Origin of the sequence: Pantoea pleuroti, from assembly GCF_014156615.1 — a bacterium.
In the GTDB taxonomy this organism is placed as follows: domain Bacteria; phylum Pseudomonadota; class Gammaproteobacteria; order Enterobacterales; family Enterobacteriaceae; genus Pantoea; species Pantoea agglomerans.
The window spans coordinates 90,351-109,855 of the sequence record NZ_SBFD01000007.1; the positions used below are offsets into that span (position 1 = coordinate 90,351).

A 19,505-nucleotide genomic window follows, 5' to 3' on the forward strand; every position below is an offset into this window, starting at 1 on the left:
GCGGTCAAAGGGTATACTGTCGGCCTCTTTTTTTAATCTAACCGAAGCGCGTGCACACTCAACATGCAAAAGTTTGATACCAAAACCTTTCAGGGGCTGATCCTGACCTTGCAGGATTACTGGGCGCGTCAGGGCTGCACCATTGTCCAACCGCTGGACATGGAAGTGGGCGCTGGCACTTCACACCCGATGACCTGCCTGCGCGCACTCGGCCCGGAGCCGATCGCCGCCGCTTACGTGCAGCCATCACGCCGTCCCACCGATGGCCGCTACGGTGAAAACCCGAACCGTCTGCAACACTATTACCAGTTCCAGGTGATCATCAAACCCTCACCGGACAACATTCAGGAGCTCTATCTTGGCTCGCTGAAAGAGCTGGGTATGGACCCGACGGTGCATGACATTCGCTTCGTGGAAGATAACTGGGAAAACCCGACGCTGGGTGCCTGGGGACTCGGCTGGGAAGTGTGGCTCAACGGCATGGAAGTGACGCAGTTCACCTACTTCCAGCAGGTTGGCGGCATGGAGTGTAAGCCGGTGACCGGCGAGATCACCTACGGTCTGGAGCGTCTGGCGATGTACATCCAGGGCGTCGACAGCGTTTACGATCTGGTGTGGAGCGACGGTCCGCTGGGCAAAACCACCTACGGCGACGTGTTCCATCAGAACGAAGTGGAGCAATCCACCTATAACTTCGAATACGCCGACGTTGATTTCCTCTTTACCTGCTTCGAGCAGTATGAGAAAGAGGCGCAGCATCTGCTGGCGCTGGAAAAACCGCTGCCACTGCCCGCCTACGAACGCATTCTGAAAGCGGCACACAGCTTCAACCTGCTGGATGCCCGCAAAGCGATCTCGGTAACAGAGCGTCAGCGCTATATTCTGCGCATTCGTACCCTGACCAAAGCCGTGGCTGAAGCTTACTACGCCTCTCGCGAGGCAATGGGCTTCCCGATGTGCAATAACAAAAAGTAAGAGGCAGCCATGACTGAACAAACCTTCCTGGTGGAGATCGGCACCGAAGAGCTGCCACCAAAAGCCCTGCGCAGCCTGGCAGAAGCCTTTGCCGCGCAGGTCACTGCTGAACTGGATGCCGCTAACCTGAGCCACGGCGAGGTCAGCTGGTTTGCTGCGCCGCGTCGTCTGGCGCTGAAAGTCGCAAACCTGAGCGCCTCACAACCCGATCGGGAAGTAGAGAAGCGCGGACCGGCGATCTCTGCTGCGTTTGACGCTGACGGCAACGCGACCAAAGCCGCTGAAGGCTGGGCGCGTGGCAACGGCATTACCGTCGATCAGGCTGAACGTCTCGCCACCGATAAAGGCGAATGGCTGGTTTATCGCGCTCAGGTCAAAGGCGAAGCGGCCCAGGCGCTACTGCCCGCAATGATCGCTACCGCGCTCAGCAAGCTGCCGGTGCCAAAACTGATGCGCTGGGGCAACAGCGATGTGCAGTTCGTTCGTCCGGTTCACACCGTGACGATGCTGCTGGGCGATGAGCTGATCCCAGGCACCATTCTGGGCATCGCGTCAGACCGGATTATTCGTGGTCACCGCTTTATGGGTGAAAGCGAAATCACGCTCGAAAGCGCCGATCAATACCCTGATGTGCTGGAAAAACGCGGCCAGGTCATTGCCGACTATCAGGTCCGCAAAGCGATGATCAAAGCCGATGCTGAAGCGGCAGCACGCCGTTTAGGCGGCAACGCTGATATCAGCAACAGCCTGCTGGAAGAGGTGACATCGCTGGTGGAGTGGCCGGTGGTCCTGACCGCGACCTTTGAAGAGAAATTCCTCAAGGTGCCTGCGGAAGCGCTGGTCTACACCATGAAAGGCGATCAGAAGTATTTCCCGGTGTATGACAATGACGGCAACCTGATGCCGAACTTCATTTTCGTCACCAACATCGAATCCAGCGATCCGCGCCAGATTATCTCCGGCAACGAAAAAGTGGTACGTCCACGCCTGGCCGATGCGGAATTCTTCTTTAATACCGACCGCAAAAAGCGTCTGGAAGATCACCTGCCGCGTCTGGAGACGGTGCTGTTCCAGAAAGAGCTGGGCACGCTGCGTGATAAAACCGATCGCATTCAGGCCCTCGCGGGCTGGATTGCCGGTGAAATTGGCGCAGATGTGAATCACGCCACCCGCGCGGGCCTGCTGTCGAAGTGTGACCTGATGACCAACATGGTCTTCGAGTTCACCGACACCCAGGGCGTGATGGGCATGCACTACGCGCGTCACGACGGCGAAGCCGAAGATGTGGCGGTGGCGCTGAATGAGCAGTATCAGCCGCGCTTTGCCGGTGACGATCTGCCGTCCAGCCCGGTCGCCTGTGCGCTGGCGATTGCCGATAAAATGGATACGCTGGCCGGTATTTTCGGCATTGGTCAGCATCCAAAAGGCGACAAAGATCCGTTCGCACTGCGTCGTGCGGCGCTGGGCGTACTGCGTATCATCGTTGAGAAGAACCTGCCGCTCGATCTGCAGACTCTGACCGAAGAAGCGGTGCGCCTGTATGGCAGCAAGCTGAGCAACGCCCGCGTGGTGGATGATGTGATCGACTTTATGCTGGGTCGCTTCCGCGCCTGGTATCAGGAAGAGGGTCACAGCATCGACACGCTGCAGGCGGTTCTGGCGCGTCGTCCGACCCGTCCGGCTGACTTTGATGCACGCATGAAAGCGGTGTCGCACTTCCGTACGCTGGAAGCAGCCGCAGCACTGGCGGCGGCGAACAAGCGCGTCTCTAACATTCTGGCGAAATCGACCGAAACGCTGAATGAAAGCGTGCAGGCGTCGCTGCTGAAAGAGAACGAAGAGATCCAGCTGGCGACCTTCGTCACTGCGCTGAGCAGCAAGCTGCAGCCTTACTTTGCTGAAGGCCGCTATCAGGATGCGCTGGTCGAACTGGCACAGCTGCGTACTGCGGTAGACAACTTCTTCGATAAAGTGATGGTTAACGCCGACGATCAGGCGGTGCGGGTTAATCGCCTGACGCTGCTGTCAAAACTGCGTGAGCTGTTCCTGCAGGTCGCGGATATCTCGCTGCTGCAGTAATGCTATTTGTTGTGCGGAAAAGGGACGAGCAATCGTCCCTTTTTTTATGGGATTTTTTGGCCTGATGTCTTCAACTCATACCTGAGTGTGACCGCTATAGCGGCCATTTTTTAGGGTGCAAATGAATACGATAAAGTGCTCAAACTGCCATTGCCGGTCATCAAAAATCGGCTGTGTTGATGCGCCACTTGATAAATATTGAATATATATCAAATGGTTAATTTCTGATTTTTTCCTGGAATACCCTAAGATTTTTTCAAAATCCGGAGGTTAAGAAACCGCCCGAAAAATAGCCAACCCTCTTGTTTTCCCCCTTTCCTGATGGATAATTCGCCAGAATTTACACCCAGTTACAGTTAGTGAAATGGAATTTTCATGAAAAGGATTTGTTTATTGCTCTGGCATCCGCCAGTGCGTCTGCTCGCCATGGTGGCAGGCGCGCTGCTCTGCTCTGCTTTCCCGGTGATGGCAGCCCCGCCAGCCGATAATCCCCGTGAAGAAGGCCAGGCGATTGATGCCCGCGAGCAACTGCGTCAGCAGACGCGTGAAAATAATCCTAAAAGGTGTTTAGATGAATGTCTCAAATATGGATATGCAGCAAAAACTTGAACTTTCCATCACTAAGGCTGCAAAAATTCTGCCTGGTGATGTCGGTCAACAGTTGTTGGCAATGCTGACCCCTCAGGCATTGGCCACAATGGCTGCAATAACTGGTTTATGGGCTGGTGCACACTTTTTTGGTATTGGTGAGTTAGCTGACCTCATTCTGATTGTGGCGGGTTGGGTTGCCGTAGGTGGTGTGGCTGTTGAGGCTTCAAAAAAGCTCTACGAATTCAGTAAGACCACATACAAAGCCAGGACCGAAAGTAATCTTGATGATGCGGCTGCCTGTTTAGCGGCAGCCATTACCATGATTGGCGTAGATACTGTGATGGCGATTTTACTGAAAAAGAACCCTCGCGACGCCTTCAGGCATTCATACAGAAATATACGTATGCCTAAATACAGCGCATCAGTGGGCCGCGCAATGAATGGCCCCCGAAACACTTCTTCATCCTGGCGGTATCGCCCAAAAATCCGCTTTACTGATAGGCAAAATGCCGGGTTAGGTTCAACTAATTTATGGGGTGACATTACTATTGGCAGAGCCTACGACCGTACAGTAAAAACAGCGGAACAAGCGGCTGAGGATGTTCTGGCGGCCATATATCATGAGCGGGTACATTCCTCCATTGCGCCAAAGTTTTATCTGCTTCGAGAGCTTAGAGCCTTTATGCATACTAGCTCCTACAACAGGTCATATATTTTACGGTATCTGGAAGAAGCATTTGCCGAGATGGTTGGGCTAATGAGAGCGAAAGGAATGTCACCACGTTATGTTATTAATGGTTTCAAATTCCCGTTAACCAATAACTATGAGATTACCTTTACCGCACTTCGACATGAAGCAGCTGGCGTACTTCTTGGGCCGGTTGTTGTAGGCGGTGCTATGTACAATGTCTATTATGGAATTCAGCAATGATAAGCTTAGAAGACGCTAAGGACGCCGCTCGTGACTACGCATCCCGGCATAAAATGGGATGGAGTGAGAAATTTACTTTCATTCAAACGGCTTTTTATGATGGTGTTGAATGCTATATCGTTGAGACTTCTAGCGAAGATGTAGAAAACAAGTCATGGATGGAGATTGAGACCTCTACTCCCGTGAATATTTACGTCGATATGAAAACCGGAAAATGTTTTGGGCATCAGTTTGGTAATAGGGGTTTTAACAAGGGTATTTAATATTCTCAATCATTGACCAGCTAATACCGTGTGGCCTGGCCTTTGCCGTAGACGGCGTCGCCCGTCATGACGGCGACACAGAACTTACGACGGGTGATAACACATCGGGTCGCCCACTGTTACCGGCTGAACTGGCTCTGACGGCTCTACAATAGCTGGAGAAGGTCGCCACAACCATCCCCAATAATGGTCTGTTCAGCCAGCACACTGCTGCGGGTAGTCCGTTCCTGATTGTGACTGACGAGCGCTTTACCAGTCAGAGCAAATTTATCAGCAGCGACTATCTGCTTGAACGGGTGGGTTACGATCCGTCACAGGTGCATAAACGCCTGGGCGACGGTTTTTATGAGCAGCGTCTGGTTCGCGAGCAGGTCCTGAAACTGACTGGCAGGCCTTCCGTTAACGGCTGGGATGCGATGGCGCAGTATCAGGAGCTAATGAACAACGGCTCTAAAGTGGCGCAGGATTTCCATCTGGTGCCGGGCGTGGCGTTGACGCCGCAACAGATTGCGGCGCTGCAACAGGATATCGTCTGGCTGGTCAGCGAAACGGTTGATACGGCAGACGGCCCTCAGACGGTGTGGGTGCCGAAGGTTTATCTGGCTCAGACCACGCTGCGCCTGACCGGCGCGGGCGCGGTGATTGGCGGCGGTACTTTGCAGCTCTCGGCAGACAGCGTGACCAATGCCGGTAACCTCTTTGCGGACCAGGCGCTCTCCATCGACAGCGGGCAGTTTCAGCACCTGGGCGGCGACATCACGGCGGGCAGCATTGATGTGAAGACGGAGACGCTGACGATCAGTACCGATCTGCAGAATGCCCTGCGTCAGGCGACGATGAGCGCTGAGGATATCAGCCTCAGCGGCACTGATATCCGGCTACAGGGCGCGAAGCTCAATGCCACCAGTAACCTTAGCCTGAGTGCGCGCAACGACCTGTCGATTAGCGCGGCAAAAAGCAGCCACAGCGGCAGTCTGAGCGTTATCTCCGGGGCGATGGGTAACCGCACCAGCAGCGGCATGGAAGAAGCGGGCAGGCGCATGGCCCAGGTCAGCGGCGAGTGGCAGCAGGCGCAGGGCAGCGAGCTTAACGCCGGTGGCAATCTTCTGCTCTCGGCCGGTCGTGATCTGACGCTGACCGGTAGTCAGGCCAGCGCCTCCGGCTCCGCCCGGGTTCAGGCTGGCGGAGACATTCGCATCGGTGCTGAAACCACCACCAATACCACCCATCTTGAGGCCGACAGCCGGACCTCGTCGGTCAGCAATAGTCGCCAGGAAGATCGTCTGTTGCTCAGCACCCTGAGCGGCGCTCAGGGTGTGACGCTGGTGGCGGGTAATAACCTGCTGGCCGAAGGCGCGCAGGTTGACAGTACAGAGGGCCGCATTGGCGTCAGCGCGCAGAACGTTACCATTAAAGACGCACGCGCCAGCCTGGTAGCTCAGGACAGCGAAAACAAGCGCGAGGGTAATACCCGCACCCACCGTGAAGAGGAAACTGCACGTGAGAGCAGCACCGGCAGCACCTTCAGCGGGCAGCTGGGCGTGACGGTGATCGGGCGCGAGGGCGACGTCACCGTTACCGGCAGTACGCTGCACAGCGAACAGGGCGCGGTCGGGTTGCAGGCAAAACAGGACGTGGTACTGAACACCGCCACCGAACGTGAGTCGCTCTACAGTGAAGAACGCTCAGAGAATAAAGGTCTGCTGAACAAAAGCAGCGGTCACAGCGTGACGCGGGACGTCACCACGCGTGAGAACGGTAGCCTGCTGAGCGGCGAAAGCGTCACGGTCATCGCCGGACGCGACCTGACGGTGACCGGATCGGCGGTGGCTGCCGACCAGGACGTCAATCTCCGGGCCGGGCGCGACGTGGAGATCGGCGCGGCGACCGAGACCGACAGCCACTACCAGCTGAAAGAAAAGAAAAAAAGCGGGCTGATGAGCAGCGGCGGCATCGGCTTCACCGTCGGCAAGCAGTCCACGCGGCACGAAATTGATGAGAAAGGCACCACCCAGAGCCAGAGCGTCAGCACCATCGGCAGCAGCCAGGGCAGCGTGGACATCACGGCGGGCAACCGGCTGCACGTCGGCGGCGCAGACCTGGTGGCGGGTAAAGACATGAACCTGACGGGCGACAGCGTAACTATCGACCCGGGCTTTGATTCACGCAGCCGTAAGGAAACCTTCGAGCAGAAACAGAGCGGTCTTAGCATCGCCCTGTCAGGCACGGCAGGCAGCGCGCTCAACACGGCGGTCAGCACCGCGCAGCAGGCCAGGAAGTCGGGTGACGGGCGGGTCAGCGCGCTGCAGAACACCCAGGCGGCGCTGAACGGGGTGCAGGCGGCGCAGGCGTATCAGATGGACGGGCTGAACACTGCCGCCGCGGACGCGCACAATGCAGCCGGCGACCTGAAGCCCGGGCAGGACGGCTATCAGGCGGGATCGACCAACACCATCGGCGTCAGCGCCTCGTACGGCAGCCAGTCGTCGAAAAGCGAAGCGCGTACTGAGAGCAGTCAGTCGCAGGGCAGTACGCTGACGGCGGGCCGGAATCTGACCGTCACGGCAACCGGCAAAAACGGCACGGCGCAGAGCGGCGACATCAGCATCACCGGCAGCCAGCTGAAGGCGGGCGGCGACCTGAGCCTGGATGCGTCACGGGACATCCTGCTGCAGTCGGCGCAGAACACGCAGAGCACCGATGGGAAAAACAGCAGCAAGGGCGGCAGCGTCGGTGTCGGCATCGGCGTGGGGTCGGGCGGCTACGGCATCAGCGTGTCGGCGAGCGTCAACGCGGCGAAGGGCAGCGAAAAAGGCAACGGGCTGACGCACAGCGAGACCACGCTGGACGCGGGCAACCGACTCAGCCTGACCAGCGGGCGCGACACGACGCTCACGGGCGCGCAGGCGAGCGGTGAGAGCGTGAAGGTGGACGCGGGCCGCAACCTGACGCTGACCTCAGAGCAGGACAGCGACCGCTACGACAGCAAACAGCAGAGCGCCAGCGCGGGCGGCAGCTTCACCTTCGGCTCAATGACCGGGTCGGCGAACGTGAACGTGAGCCGGGATAAGATGCACAGCACCTGGCAGAGCGTGGCCGAGCAGACCGGTATCTTTGCCGGGAAGGGCGGCTTTGACGTCACGGTGGGTGAGCACACGCAGCTGAACGGTGCAGTCATCAGCTCGACGGCGACGGCGGATAAAAACCGGCTCGACACCGGCACGCTGGGCTTCGGCGACATAGAGAACCACGCGGAATATGAGGTGGAGCACCAGAGCGCGGGCATGAGCACCGGCGGCAGCATCGGCGGTCAGTTCGCCGGGAACATGGCAAACGGGATGCTGGCGGGTCTGAACGACAGCGGCAGCGCGGACAGCACCACGAAATCCGCTGTGAGTGAAGGCACGATAGTTATCCGCGATAAGGAAAAGCAGAAGCAGGACGTTGCCGGTTTAAGCCGCGACGTGGCGAACGCCAATCCGGGGCTGGACGTCATCTTCGACAAGGAGAAGGAGCAGAACCGGCTGAAGGCGGCGCAGCTTATCGGGGAAATCGGGGCTCAGGCGGGGGATATCGCCCGGACGCAGGGCCAGATAGCGGGCCTGAAGGCGCAGCAGGACCCGGCGGCGCTTCAGGCGGCGAGAGAAGAGCTGGCCGGAAAAGGAAAACTGAATCCGACCGCTGATGAGGTGGCGAAGCAGGCTTACGACACGGCGCAGAAACCGTTCGGGACCGGCGGTAAGGTGCAGCGTGCCATCAGCGCGGTGACGGCGGCGGTGCAGGGCCTGTCGGGCGGGAACCTGGCGCAGGCGCTGAGCGGTGCGGCAGCGCCGTATCTGGCGGAAAAGATACACGAGCTGACCACGGATCCGATAACGGGTAAGGTGAACACTGAAGCGAACCTGATGGCGCATGCGGTGCTGGGTGCGGTAACCTCGTACGCGGCGGGCAATGCTGCGCTGGCGGGCGCCTCGGGCGCGGTGATGGGCGAGTACATCGCGCAGCAGCTGTATCCGGGCGTTAAACGTAAAGACCTGTCTGAGGAGCAGCGCCAGACGATAAGTGCGCTGGGAACGCTGGCGGCGGGTCTGGCGGGCGGCGTGGTTGGTGACAGCACGGCGGATATTGTTGCGGGGGCTCAGGCGGGTAAGAACGCGGTTGAAAACAATAATCTTGCACTGGTTGCGCGTGGTTGTGCCGCACTTTCACCGTGCCGGAATAAGGTTGCAGAGCAGCTGCTGGAAATCGGGGCGAAAGCCGGAATCACAGGGCTTGCCGGACTGGCCATTAAAGATGTAGCTGATAAAATGACCTCCGACGAACTGGAGCATCTTGTTACCCTGCAAATGATGGGTAACGACGAGAACACAAGAAAGTATCTCAGTTCGCTTCATGATAAATACGCGCCTGTTCATACCGGTGGTGACCAGATAGCTGGGTCAGGTCCAGCCAACACAGGTGGAAATCAGCAGTTAGATCCAAATGATACGCCGACCAACACTGGTAATAATCAGGCTTCAGGACAGGGAGCTACTAATACCGGTAATACGGAAGGAAAACCTGATACTGTTGGGAATATCTTAGTCAATCCGGGAGCCGATCCTCTCACGAAGAAAGACATAGTTTATCTTTCAGAGAATTCAAACAGCAAGATAGATACTGTCATTAATGAGACCTTATCTGGTAAGAAAAACTTCACCAGTTCAACAACTTTGAGTTCAGATGAAGCGTTAGCTGCTGGTTTAAAATTCTTAGGAACGGGATATAAAGAGATTGGAAAACCAGGATCTGGTGTTTACCATAGTGCTGATGGGACAAAAGAATTTAGGATTGACTCAGGTTCAATTGGTGGTGCCCATGCGCCGGGAGTTCCACACGTACATTTTGGTGTAAAAAATCCTACAACAGGCAAGTATATTTCGAACAACCATGTTCCTTATAAAGACTAAGGAAGCAAAATGCTCTTAAAGAAAGGCATCGTTAATGATGGCGAATATGCTGGATGGGAAATCCAAATTGTCGATGATACAGAGGGTGAAACAGGAGGGTTCTACCTAATTTTAAGTAGCGGAGAGGCTGAGGTTTTTGATTATTGGTTTGAGAAAAGACAGTTCCTAGATAATCAGTTAGCTGATTTTAATGTGGAATGGAATTAGTACAAAAATCCCGGCCAGTTGGCCGGGATTTGTGCTTTTACGCCCTAAAAACCCCATCCTCCCGCCGCCATGACCGACGTGCGCCGGGTGCAGCGGTGACCTCCTGTTGTTCAGCGTCGGTAATATCGGACTCGATGATCCAGTCGCCATCCATCATCTATTCACCATACCGATATCGACCAACTGGTATCTTCAATCGTAGGTAAAGTGAAGGACAGGAAATGTTTTGTCATTACCGCCATGCCGTGGCGGTAATGACAAAATAACCTGGTCTGGGCTTCGCCCCGGGACCCCAAAGTGGATCAGGTTGAACGGCCCACATAAAAAACAGGCTTTCCCGTCAATAATCAACTCGCCATTATCCCTGAAAGCGTTTATCCTGGCGCTATGTCCGTAATAAGTATTCGGGAAGTAATGTTAAAAATAGTTGATTCTATTCTATGATTACCTTTGAGTGGATTATTTATCAGAGCTTACCATTAGTGAAATTTCAGTGAATAACTTATATTTAGCAACCTGAGTTGTCATATCGCGGCGTATGATGCAGTAAGGTTAATGGGAACGATAATGGCTGGGTATTTTTAGCAAAAATCCAATCAGTGATGTTAATTGAATGATGATCCTGCAGAACGATTAAATATTATTGTATAGCGTAAGCGTTTCAGGATGTTGTAGAATCACACGATTATTTAAAGGTTAATATAAATAAAAGACGATTGGTTCAAGTGATTTTTTTGTATCAAATGAATGATCTGCTCAGGAAGCAGGAAGGGTGAAATGAATAAGGATGTGAGGATCACCGTATCAAAGGGACCATTCAAAAAAATACGCGAATGGAATCGAAGAAAAAACTACTATCTCAAAGAGGTGAAACTCGAGGCAAGAAAGTCTATTGCAAAGCTTCTGTGGGATAAACGGAAAAAAGTCTCCTTTGAACCTGACTCCGTGAAAACTATACTGCTTGTTCGCAATGAAGGTAAGCTGGGTGATATCATCGTTTCGATGCCACTCATCAGGTCGCTTCATCAGGATGGCTATGCAGTAGATTTGCTGGTAACTGAAGCCTGTTACGACGTAATAAAATACAGCCCTTTTATCAGACATATCTATAAGGCAGCAGATTGCAGTTATAACCATTACCTGAAGTCTTTTTATCATACCGTTTCAAAAGCAACGATGAAGAAGCTAAATAGAAATAAGTATGATCTGATTATCGATCCTTGCTTATCCGAAACGCCGGTGCATCGGATGAAGTTATTTCGGGATATCAATGCCAGATTCGTTATTGGCCTAAATAAGAAATCTGACATCAGCCATTACACAGTTTCGGTTCCCTATAAAAATGAAAAGCAGCATGTTACAGAGTTACTTTCTTTGATAAGTAAAAGCATTGGCGTTAAAGCGACAGGCAATTTCTCTTACAGTCTTCATTTTCCTGATGTTGTGCTTGATGAGGTGAGGCACTTTCTTAGTCCGTGGGAAAATAAGAAAAAAATTGTTATTAATGCTTTTGCTGGCACGCCGGAAAGGAACTTCTCACAACAGCAATTGCTGGAAATTATTAATATGATTAATAATAACAGCAGAGAGGTGAAAGTCATCATTCTGGATCATCGTAATGAAATAGCGGTGCCGCTTCCTGGAAATGTTGTGAAAAATCCCTTTTATACTTTGCATCATGTGATGGCATTAATTAAAGAATCGGACGTGGTGATAACGCCAGATACATCAATTGTACATATCTCTGCTGCGTGGAAAAAACCTCTTATCGCCGTTTACAAAAATGCGCCTAATAATAATATGTGGGCGCCAGGCTATGAAAACGCAAGCCACATCATTGTTCATGATGATAAAACATCCGATGCTGAGAATATCCCTGAGCGTATTTTTAAAGAGATAATCCGAAGGAATTTATTGGGCAAGCGTGAGATGAAATTTCAGGAATCCGTATCGGTGATCGAGTTGAAAGAACCTGTTCGTACGCACGGTTATCATGCTCCCGACTGCTGTATCGCCTCCTCTGATCAGCTCTGCTGCTGACCAGCAGATAAAGCGTCCTGCCGTGCCAGACACCATTGTCCTTCTTAAGTGGGCTGGCTTATAAAGCTCTCACGCCGCAGCGGCACCCTATCCTGCAGAGCAGATACATACGCTGACTATCACGAAAGGGGCTGACAGAAAAGATGTGGTGAAATACTGAAGCAAACCTGATTGTGCATGCGGTGGTGGGTATGCAGGTGGGTAAAAATTTGCCTGAAAACAATAACCTTTAATCCCAAAAAGCCAGGTAAAAAACTGCGAGGCGCCTCTGAAAAACGGATTGTTTTTTCCATTTACTATTTCGTTTACATCCTCTTCTCAATACTCTCTTCAGCATCTGCAGCCAGCCATTTGTTTATATGGGTATGGCGATTTCCGGCATCGCATAAGAGTGAAATGATGATGACAGGGAAAAGGATGACAGGCATGATGACACCACAAATGACACCACGCGAGAGTCAGGTTATGAGTACTATCCACTTCAGGATTGATGAGGAGGTTAAACGGCTGGCGATGCGGGCAGCAGAGCGCCAGAAGATGACGCTGACAGAGGTTATGCGTCAGCGAGCGGAAGAGCTGGCTGCTGAAGAGCGGCAATATCAGGATGGCCAACATGATGCATGGCTGGAAGAGCAAATCACGGCGGCATTCAGTCGTTATGAAGCCGGTGATAGCGAGTTCATCAGTAACGATGAAATGAATGCCCGCATGGAAGAACTGAAAGCGCAGGCCGCGCGGGGAATGTTGTGATATCAGCCGTTCAATGGGAAAAACAGGCGCAGGCAGACAGGGAGACGATATTTCGTTATCTGTATCGTGAGGCTGGCCTGCTGGTAGCCAGTGCAACAGACGATAAGTTTACCCGTATGGCCAGTCTGCTTAGCGAAAACCCGCGGGCCGGAACAAAAGTCGGCACAGAAAAACAATATAAACTGGTGGTGCCACGCTTTCCGTTCATCATCATCTATGTTGCCGAAACAGATGGCGTTCGCATCCTGCGGGTACTTCATACATCCCGGAAAATATCAGGCCGCTATCAAAGATAGTTAGCCTGTTCATCCAGCATCAGATTGTCAGGCATAAGAACGTCGTCAGACAGAACGGCACGCTTCAGAGCTGGATTAGACAATTAGCCCCAAAACCGAATCTCGTTAACCTTGTCACCTGCCAGCCACAGCACCCATCACGCCGCAGGCGGCGTCGTCCGCGCAAAGCTCTCGCGCTGAAACAGCGTTTCCGCCAGCTTCACCAGCGCCGGTCGTTCAACACACCAGTTCGGCACTACGCGGCGGAAATTGAGGTAGCCGATCATGCAACCGGTGGCGATATCCGCCAGATTGAGCTGGCCGTTGTTAAGCCATTTCCCCTCTGCCGCCTTCGCTTCCAGCATGTCGAGGCTGCGCTGAATCTTTTCACGATTGCGCAGCAGCACCTCTTCCGACTGCAAATCCCCCGGACGCATCTGCTCGCGCACGATCACCAGCGCGGCATCGCTGACGCCATCCGCCAGCTTCTCCAGCTGACGGATGTTAAGCGATTCAAGCAGATCGGCAGGCAGCAGAGCAGGCTCCACGCCACGCAGTTCCAGAAACTCCGCAATGATGCTGGAATCGAACCAGATTTGCTTATCGTCAGCGACCAGCGCCGGGACTTTGCCCAGCGGATTGTAGTGCGGCACATGGCTGTCATCGCTGTAAGGCGATGCGTTAACGAATTCAAAAATAATGCCTTTTTCCAGCATGATAATCGAAATCTTACGCACAAACGGGCTGGTATAGCTGCCAATCAGTTTCATCGGGTTCTCCAGAGTCAGTGACTATTCGCCAGGAAACATAAAGGGATTGAGACTGCTGCGTGCGAAGCCTTCCTGCTCCATTCTGGCATCCAGTATCAGCGATGCCAGGTCATCTGCCACCGGTTCAATGGCCGGATCTTTCTCCTGATAGAGCATCTTCAGGTAAGTGCCGCAGTCGCCACAGCTCTCTGCTTTCACCGCCGCCCGTTCGCTGTCGATTGACCAGTAGTGCAGATCACGGGACTGTTCGCACTGGGTACATTTGCTGCGCACCACATGCCATTCACTTTCGCACAGATTACAGTGCAGATAGCGCGCGCCTTCATGACTGCCCATATGCACCACGCTGGCGACCGGCATACTAGCGCAGACCGGACAGAACTGGCGCTGATCGCCCATCTCAGCGCGGGCTTTGCCTGGGATCAGGGCCGCCATCTGCGCCCAGTAGAGCGAGAGTGCTGCCCAGATAAAGGGCGCTTTGTCGCTGCTGACCAGCGCATACTCGCCGGTAAACAGCGCACTGGCCAGCGTCTCCAGCTCGGTGGCGGACGCCTTCTCCAGATTCTCCAGCACCGCCAGTGCCTGACCGCTCATCTCCGGCTTCAGCTCGGCAATCAGTGAATGCAGCAGTCTTTGCCAGTGGGGATCGCGCGGCAGGGTATGAATATTCAGCGGCGGCTTGCCCTCGCTGGCGCTCTGCGTCAGGCGGGCATGCAGGTCGATGTGCAGCGGATGGTCATACAGCACAATCTCCTGCGCTTCAGCGATCACCGCCGCAAAGCGCAGGTAGTCGCCGAGTGGGTTTTTCGCCGCCAGGTCACGCAGTCGCGCAGCACGACGGCTGTATAAATTTTTCAGCCGTGGAAAAAGTAACGGCGGAATCATCTCCGCCGTTGTCTTTTCGCCTTTCTCCAGCTGATCTTGCGGGATTATGCGAATACTCATCAGGGGCGTTTTTCCTGTTTTATTGGCGGATTACGCTGCTCACGATACCAGCGAGGATGGTGCTGCCTGGCCCATTCGGCGCTGACCCAGCCTTCCACCATCGCGGTCAGTGTGCCTTTGACCCACAACGCAGCATAAATGTGCACCATAATGACGATGATCAGCGCCACCGCTGACACCGAATGTACCACCAACGCCAGACGAATCAGCGGAATGGCGAAGGCATCGGCAAAGTAAGGTCGCCAGATCACGATGCCACTGGCAAGCAGCAACACTAAGCTGATAATAGCAGCCCAGAACACACACTTCTGACCAAAGTTATATTTACCGGTATCACCTACTTCTTCATTCAGCGCAATCCGGTGAATGTTTCTGGCCCAGTAAAGGTCATCGCGATTAATCAGGTTGTGTTTCCAGTAACGCAAAAACATCAGCATAAAAGCAACGAACATCACCACACCGACAAAAGGATGCAGGATACGCGCCAGCTGTGGTGTGCCAAATATCTGCATCAGCCAGTTGAACGACGGAAAGAAAAACCCTAATCCACTTAATGCGGCCATGACAAAGCAAATCGCGACAATCCAGTGATTGATGCGTTCGGGGGCGCGGTAACGCACCAGATGATCGGGCTTTTTCATTATTTGCGCTCCTCAGGGTGATCGTCGTTGTCGTCGTGCTCTTCAGTGACGCGATTCGGGCCAACGCCAACATAGTGAAAAATAGAGGCGGCGAACGTAGCGGCAAAACCCACCGCCGCCAGCGGTTTCCAGATCCCCTTCCAGAAGGTCACCGTCGGGCTGATGCCTGGGTCAGCAGGCAGCCCGTGATAGAGCTGAGGCTTGTCGGCATGATGCAGCACATACATTACATGGGTGCCGCCCACGCCTTCCGGGTTGTAGAGGCCAGCCTGCGCAAAGCCGCGCGACTTCAGCTCCGCTACACGTTCCTCCGCCAGCGTCAGCATGTCGCTTTTGCTGCCGAAATGAATGGCACCGGTCGGACAGGTCTTCACACAGGCAGGCTCCTGGCCGACGCTGACGCGATCCACGCACAGGGTGCATTTGTAGGCGCGGTTATCCTCTTTATTGAGCCGGGGCACGTTGAACGGGCAACCCGCAATGCAGTAGCCGCAGCCGATACACTGCTCAGACTGAAAATCGACGATGCCGTTGGCGTACTGAATAATGGCACCTGCCGACGGACAGGCTTTCAGGCAGCCGGGATCGGCGCAGTGCATGCAGCCATCTTTGCGAATCAGCCAGGCCAGCTTGCCGTTCTCTTCAACTTCCGAGAAACGCATCACCGTCCATGATTTGGCGGTCAAATCGGTAGGGTTGTCATAGATCCCGATGTTATGACCGACTTCATCGCGGATGTCGTTCCATTCGGAGCAGGCGACCTGACAGCCTTTGCAGCCAATACAGGTGGTGACGTCGATCAGCTTCGCGACTTCACGCTGGTGATCGCGCGCCTGTGGCGGTGGGGTAAAGCTGTTGGTCGCTGAGCGACGGATAATATCTTGTGATTGATAAGCCATTGTCATCTACCGTTACGCTTTTTCCACTTTCACTAAAAATCCCTTGTACTCCGGGGTCTGCGAGTTGGCATCGCCAACCGACGGCGTCAGCGTATTGGCGAGGAAGCCTTTACGCGTGGTGCCTTCAAAGCCCCAGTGACAGGGAATACCCACGGTATCAACCGGCTTGCCGTCAATCATCAGACGCTGCAGACGACGTGTTACCACCGCTTTGGCTTTGATATAGCCACGGCGCGACGAGACTTTGACGCTGTCTCCGGCCTTGATGCCTTTCTCCTCTGCCAGTTCGGTGCCGATTTCAACAAACTGCTCCGGCTGCGCAATCGCGTTCAGCAGGGCATGTTTGGTCCAGTGGCGGAACAGTTCGGTGATGGAATAGGTGGTGGCGACGCAGGGATAGTCAGCGGCCTCGCCCAGTTGCGCGGCGTCGCTGCTGAACAGTCGAACGACCGGACTATGACGCTGCTGCGGATTCATAGGATTGTCGGCGAGCGGGCTTTCCATCGGTTCGTAATGTTCCGGGAAGGGGCCGTCGGCCATCTTATCGAGCGCAAACAGGTGGCCAAGACCATCGGGCTGCATGATAAACGGACCGGCCTGCTGCTGCGGCGACAGCGTTACCGGATAATCCGGCACGTCGATGCCGTGCCAGCGAGTGCCATCCCACTCAATCAGGCGGCGCTGCGGATCCCAGGCTTTACCCTGCGCATCGGCGGAGGCGCGGTTATAGAGAATGCGGCGGTTAGCCGGCCACGCCCAGGCCCAGCCGGAGACCGCGCCCAGCCCCGATGGGTCGGCGTTGTCGCGTCGTGCCATCTGGTTGCCTTCCGGCGTCCAGCTGCCGCTGTAGATCCAGCAGGCGCTGGCGGTGGTGCCGTCGTTACGCAGCTCTGAGAAGCCGTTGAGCTGCTGGCCTTTTTTCAGCAACAGCTTGCCGCTGGCATCGTAAATGTCGGCCAGCGCCTGACCGTTGTTCTCCTGCGCCACCTCTTCCGGCTCAGGATTAGACGGATCGCGGTAGTCCCAGCGCATTGCCATCAGCGGCTCTGGGGCTGCACCGCCTTCCAGGCGATAGAGCGCGCGCAGACGCATGAACAGATTGCCGAGAATTTTACCGTCGTGCAGCGCTTCAGCGGGCGGCTCCGCGGCCGCCCAGTGCCACTGCAGCCAGCGTGACGAGTTAGCCACCGATCCCGACTCTTCAGCGAAGCAGGAAGAGGGCAGACGGAACACTTCGGTCTGGATTGTCGACGGATCGACGTCATTAAACTCGTCGTGATGCTGCCAGAAGCTGGCGGTTTCAGTGCGCAGCGGATCGATCACCACCATATATTTGAGGCGGGACAGTGCCCGGACCGCTTTATTTTTGTCCGGGAAGGCGGCCAGCAGGTTGAAGCCCTGAATCAGACAGCCGTTCAGCGCGCCCTGTTCCATCATCTCCGCCTGCGCCATGCAGTCGTAGCTCTTATCCCACTTCGGCAGCCAGTCGTAGCCCCACTGGTTTTCCGCTGTGGCTTTATCGCCGTAGAAGCTCTTCATCAGGCTGACGAAAAATTTGTCGGTGTTCTGCCAGTAGTTGACCTGATCCGGCAGTGTCGCAACCGGCGTGGCCTGCTGCAGGTAGGTTGCCAGGGTGGTCATCTTCTCTGAGGGCAGTGGCAGATAGCCCGGCAGACTCTGCGCCAGCAGGCCGAGATCGGTATAGCCCTGCACATTGGAGTGGCCGCGCAGCGCGTTAATACCGCCGCCTGGCATACCGATATTACCCAGCAGCAGCTGAATCATTGCCGCCGTGCGGATAATCTGCGAACCGTTGGTGTGGTGAGTCCAGCCCAGCGCATAGAGAATAGTCGCGGTGCGATTCGGCACACAGGTGGAAGCGAGCTGCTCGCACACCGTAATAAAGGCGTCCTGCGAAGTGCCGCACAGGCGCGTCACCATTTCCGGAGTGTAACGGCTGGCATGGGTTTTCAGCAGGTTCAGCACGCAGCGTGGGTGAGTGAAGCTCTCATCGCGTTTCGCATGGCCGTTTTCATCCAGCTCATAGTGCCAGCTCTGACGATCGTACTGACGGGTTTCAGCATCGTAGCCGCTGAACAAACCGTCGCTGAAGCTGAAGCCTTCGCTGACAATCAGGGCGGCATTGGTGAAGGCGCGAACATACTCCTGCTGAATCTGATTGTGTTGCAGCAGATAGTTGATCACCCCCATCAGGAAAACCACGTCGCTGCCCGCACGCAGTGGCGCGTAGAGATCGGCGACCGCCGCAGAGCGGTTAAAGCGTGGATCGACCACGATGACCTGCGCATTGTTATGGGTTTTGGCTTCAATCACCCATTTAAAGCCAACCGGATGCGCCTCGGCGGGGTTGCCGCCCATGATCATCACCACATTGGCGTTTTTGATGTCGTTCCAGTTATTGGTCATTGCACCACGACCAAAGCTGGGGGCCAGCGCGGCCACGGTCGGGCCATGACACAGGCGCGCCTGGTTTTCCAGCGCCAGAATACCCAGCGAGCGGGCAAATTTCTGATCGAGCAGGCCGGTTTCATTACTGGCGGCGGAAGAGCAGAGCATGGCGGTAGTCGGCCAGCGGTTTACCGTGACGCCAGCGGCGTTGGTGGCCTGGAAATTGGCATCGCGATCCTGCTTCATCAGACGGGCAATACGGTCAAATGCCTCATCCCAGCTGATGCGCTGCCATTTATCCGAGCCTGGCGCGCGGTATTCCGGGTATTTCAGTCGCTGTTCACTGTGAATAAAGTCGAGCACGCCCGCGCCTTTGGGGCAGAGCGATCCGCGACTGACCGGATGGTCAGGGTCGCCTTCAATATGGTAAATCGAGGCGCGGGCATTTTTAGCTCCATCACCCAGGCTGTAAATCAGCATGCCGCAGCCGACTGAGCAGTAGGTGCAGTTATTACGGGTTTCTCTGGCGCGTATGAGTTTGAACTCTCTGACGCTGGCTAAGGCTGTGGTGGGGGCAAAACCGAGTAACGCCGCGCTGGTGCCCGCCAACCCGCCAGCACAGATTTTGAAAAAACTCCGTCTGTTAATTTGCATTTTATCGTTCTTCTTTATTGGCTCCATTGCGAAGCCTTGCAAAATAGCAGCCCTATCTGCCTGTAAGTTGACCAGGGTCAACAGGTTAGTCATTAGTAATTCTTTTTCTAAATTTTGTTAAAAATCC

General features: G+C 54.8%; 15 protein-coding genes. 10 read left to right on the plus strand and 5 right to left on the minus strand.

Annotation, left to right across the window (positions count from 1 at the left end; translation table 11 throughout):
* Positions 1–63: 63 nt before the first annotated feature.
* From glyQ to EPG66_RS16740, 10 genes are all read left to right on the plus strand, one after another.
* The gene (gene glyQ / locus EPG66_RS16695) at positions 64–975 is read left to right on the plus strand and encodes a glycine--tRNA ligase subunit alpha (RefSeq protein ID WP_010258942.1); all 912 of its coding nucleotides are present in this window, start codon (positions 64–66) and stop codon (positions 973–975) included.
* Between the two features lie 9 nt (positions 976–984).
* The gene (gene glyS / locus EPG66_RS16700) at positions 985–3,054 is read left to right on the plus strand and encodes a glycine--tRNA ligase subunit beta (RefSeq protein WP_182687571.1); all 2,070 of its coding nucleotides are present in this window, start codon (positions 985–987) and stop codon (positions 3,052–3,054) included.
* Positions 3,055–3,429: 375 nt separating this feature from the next.
* On the plus strand, positions 3,430–3,663 hold the full coding sequence (locus EPG66_RS16705) for a hypothetical protein (RefSeq protein ID WP_227024349.1): 234 nt from the start codon (positions 3,430–3,432) through the stop codon (positions 3,661–3,663).
* On the plus strand, positions 3,626–4,576 hold the full coding sequence (locus EPG66_RS16710; protein WP_182687573.1) for a hypothetical protein: 951 nt from the start codon (positions 3,626–3,628) through the stop codon (positions 4,574–4,576). Before EPG66_RS16705 ends, EPG66_RS16710 begins: the two co-directional genes overlap by 38 nt.
* Positions 4,573–4,839 (plus strand): hypothetical protein, encoded by a 267-nt coding sequence (locus tag EPG66_RS16715; RefSeq protein WP_031593498.1) that lies wholly within the window; start codon positions 4,573–4,575, stop codon positions 4,837–4,839. Before EPG66_RS16710 ends, EPG66_RS16715 begins: the two co-directional genes overlap by 4 nt.
* A gap of 233 nt (positions 4,840–5,072) precedes the next feature.
* Positions 5,073–9,788 (plus strand): hemagglutinin repeat-containing protein, encoded by a 4,716-nt coding sequence (locus EPG66_RS16720; RefSeq protein WP_343055267.1) that lies wholly within the window; start codon positions 5,073–5,075, stop codon positions 9,786–9,788.
* A gap of 9 nt (positions 9,789–9,797) precedes the next feature.
* Positions 9,798–9,995: a hypothetical protein gene (locus tag EPG66_RS16725; protein ID WP_033759390.1), complete on the plus strand. Its 198-nt coding sequence runs from the start codon at positions 9,798–9,800 to the stop codon at positions 9,993–9,995.
* Between the two features lie 777 nt (positions 9,996–10,772).
* Positions 10,773–12,035 carry a glycosyltransferase family 9 protein gene (locus tag EPG66_RS16730; RefSeq protein ID WP_182687575.1) on the plus strand — a complete coding sequence of 421 codons (1,263 nt, stop codon included), beginning with the start codon at positions 10,773–10,775 and terminating at the stop codon, positions 12,033–12,035.
* 465 nt (positions 12,036–12,500) lie between these two features.
* Entirely contained in the window at positions 12,501–12,785 is a 285-nt protein-coding gene (locus EPG66_RS16735) for a damage-inducible protein J (RefSeq protein ID WP_182687649.1), read from the plus strand.
* Positions 12,782–13,081 carry a type II toxin-antitoxin system RelE/ParE family toxin gene (locus EPG66_RS16740; RefSeq protein WP_182687577.1) on the plus strand — a complete coding sequence of 100 codons (300 nt, stop codon included), beginning with the start codon at positions 12,782–12,784 and terminating at the stop codon, positions 13,079–13,081. Before EPG66_RS16735 ends, EPG66_RS16740 begins: the two co-directional genes overlap by 4 nt.
* A gap of 137 nt (positions 13,082–13,218) precedes the next feature.
* On the opposite strand, the gene EPG66_RS16745 is transcribed toward EPG66_RS16740, so the two are convergent.
* From EPG66_RS16745 to fdnG, 5 genes are read right to left on the minus strand one after another with little or no spacing between them, the layout of a single operon-like run.
* Positions 13,219–13,830, minus strand: a complete 612-nt coding sequence (locus EPG66_RS16745; protein WP_182687579.1) for a glutathione S-transferase — start codon at positions 13,828–13,830, stop codon at positions 13,219–13,221.
* Positions 13,831–13,851: 21 nt separating this feature from the next.
* Positions 13,852–14,775 (minus strand): formate dehydrogenase accessory protein FdhE, encoded by a 924-nt coding sequence (fdhE, locus tag EPG66_RS16750; protein ID WP_010257482.1) that lies wholly within the window; start codon positions 14,773–14,775, stop codon positions 13,852–13,854.
* A complete protein-coding gene (gene fdoI, locus EPG66_RS16755) occupies positions 14,775–15,416 on the minus strand; it encodes a formate dehydrogenase cytochrome b556 subunit (protein ID WP_010257478.1) in 642 nt (213 codons plus the stop codon). The genes fdhE and fdoI overlap by 1 nt, the downstream gene beginning before the upstream one ends.
* Positions 15,416–16,315, minus strand: a complete 900-nt coding sequence (gene fdxH, locus EPG66_RS16760) for a formate dehydrogenase subunit beta (RefSeq protein ID WP_069025572.1) — start codon at positions 16,313–16,315, stop codon at positions 15,416–15,418. Before fdxH ends, fdoI begins: the two co-directional genes overlap by 1 nt.
* Before the next feature lie 12 nt (positions 16,316–16,327).
* Positions 16,328–19,378 (minus strand): formate dehydrogenase-N subunit alpha, encoded by a 3,051-nt coding sequence (gene fdnG, locus EPG66_RS16765; RefSeq protein WP_182687581.1) that lies wholly within the window; start codon positions 19,376–19,378, stop codon positions 16,328–16,330.
* Between the last annotated feature and the right edge of the window lie 127 nt (positions 19,379–19,505).

Bases quoted from the DNA above. Each gene is read 5' to 3' on its own strand.
- glyQ (WP_010258942.1), top strand. From the start codon at position 64: ATGCAAAAGTTTGATACCAAAACCTTTCAGGGGCTGATCCTGACCTTG.
- glyS (WP_182687571.1), top strand. From the start codon at position 985: ATGACTGAACAAACCTTCCTGGTGGAGATCGGCACCGAAGAGCTGCCA.
- EPG66_RS16705 (WP_227024349.1), top strand. From the start codon at position 3,430: ATGAAAAGGATTTGTTTATTGCTCTGGCATCCGCCAGTGCGTCTGCTC.
- EPG66_RS16710 (WP_182687573.1), top strand. From the start codon at position 3,626: ATGAATGTCTCAAATATGGATATGCAGCAAAAACTTGAACTTTCCATC.
- EPG66_RS16715 (WP_031593498.1), top strand. From the start codon at position 4,573: ATGATAAGCTTAGAAGACGCTAAGGACGCCGCTCGTGACTACGCATCC.
- EPG66_RS16725 (WP_033759390.1), top strand. From the start codon at position 9,798: ATGCTCTTAAAGAAAGGCATCGTTAATGATGGCGAATATGCTGGATGG.
- EPG66_RS16730 (WP_182687575.1), top strand. From the start codon at position 10,773: ATGAATAAGGATGTGAGGATCACCGTATCAAAGGGACCATTCAAAAAA.
- EPG66_RS16735 (WP_182687649.1), top strand. From the start codon at position 12,501: ATGAGTACTATCCACTTCAGGATTGATGAGGAGGTTAAACGGCTGGCG.
- EPG66_RS16745 (WP_182687579.1), bottom strand. From the start codon at position 13,830: ATGAAACTGATTGGCAGCTATACCAGCCCGTTTGTGCGTAAGATTTCG.
- fdhE (WP_010257482.1), bottom strand. From the start codon at position 14,775: ATGAGTATTCGCATAATCCCGCAAGATCAGCTGGAGAAAGGCGAAAAG.
- fdoI (WP_010257478.1), bottom strand. From the start codon at position 15,416: ATGAAAAAGCCCGATCATCTGGTGCGTTACCGCGCCCCCGAACGCATC.
- fdxH (WP_069025572.1), bottom strand. From the start codon at position 16,315: ATGGCTTATCAATCACAAGATATTATCCGTCGCTCAGCGACCAACAGC.
- fdnG (WP_182687581.1), bottom strand. From the start codon at position 19,378: ATGCAAATTAACAGACGGAGTTTTTTCAAAATCTGTGCTGGCGGGTTG.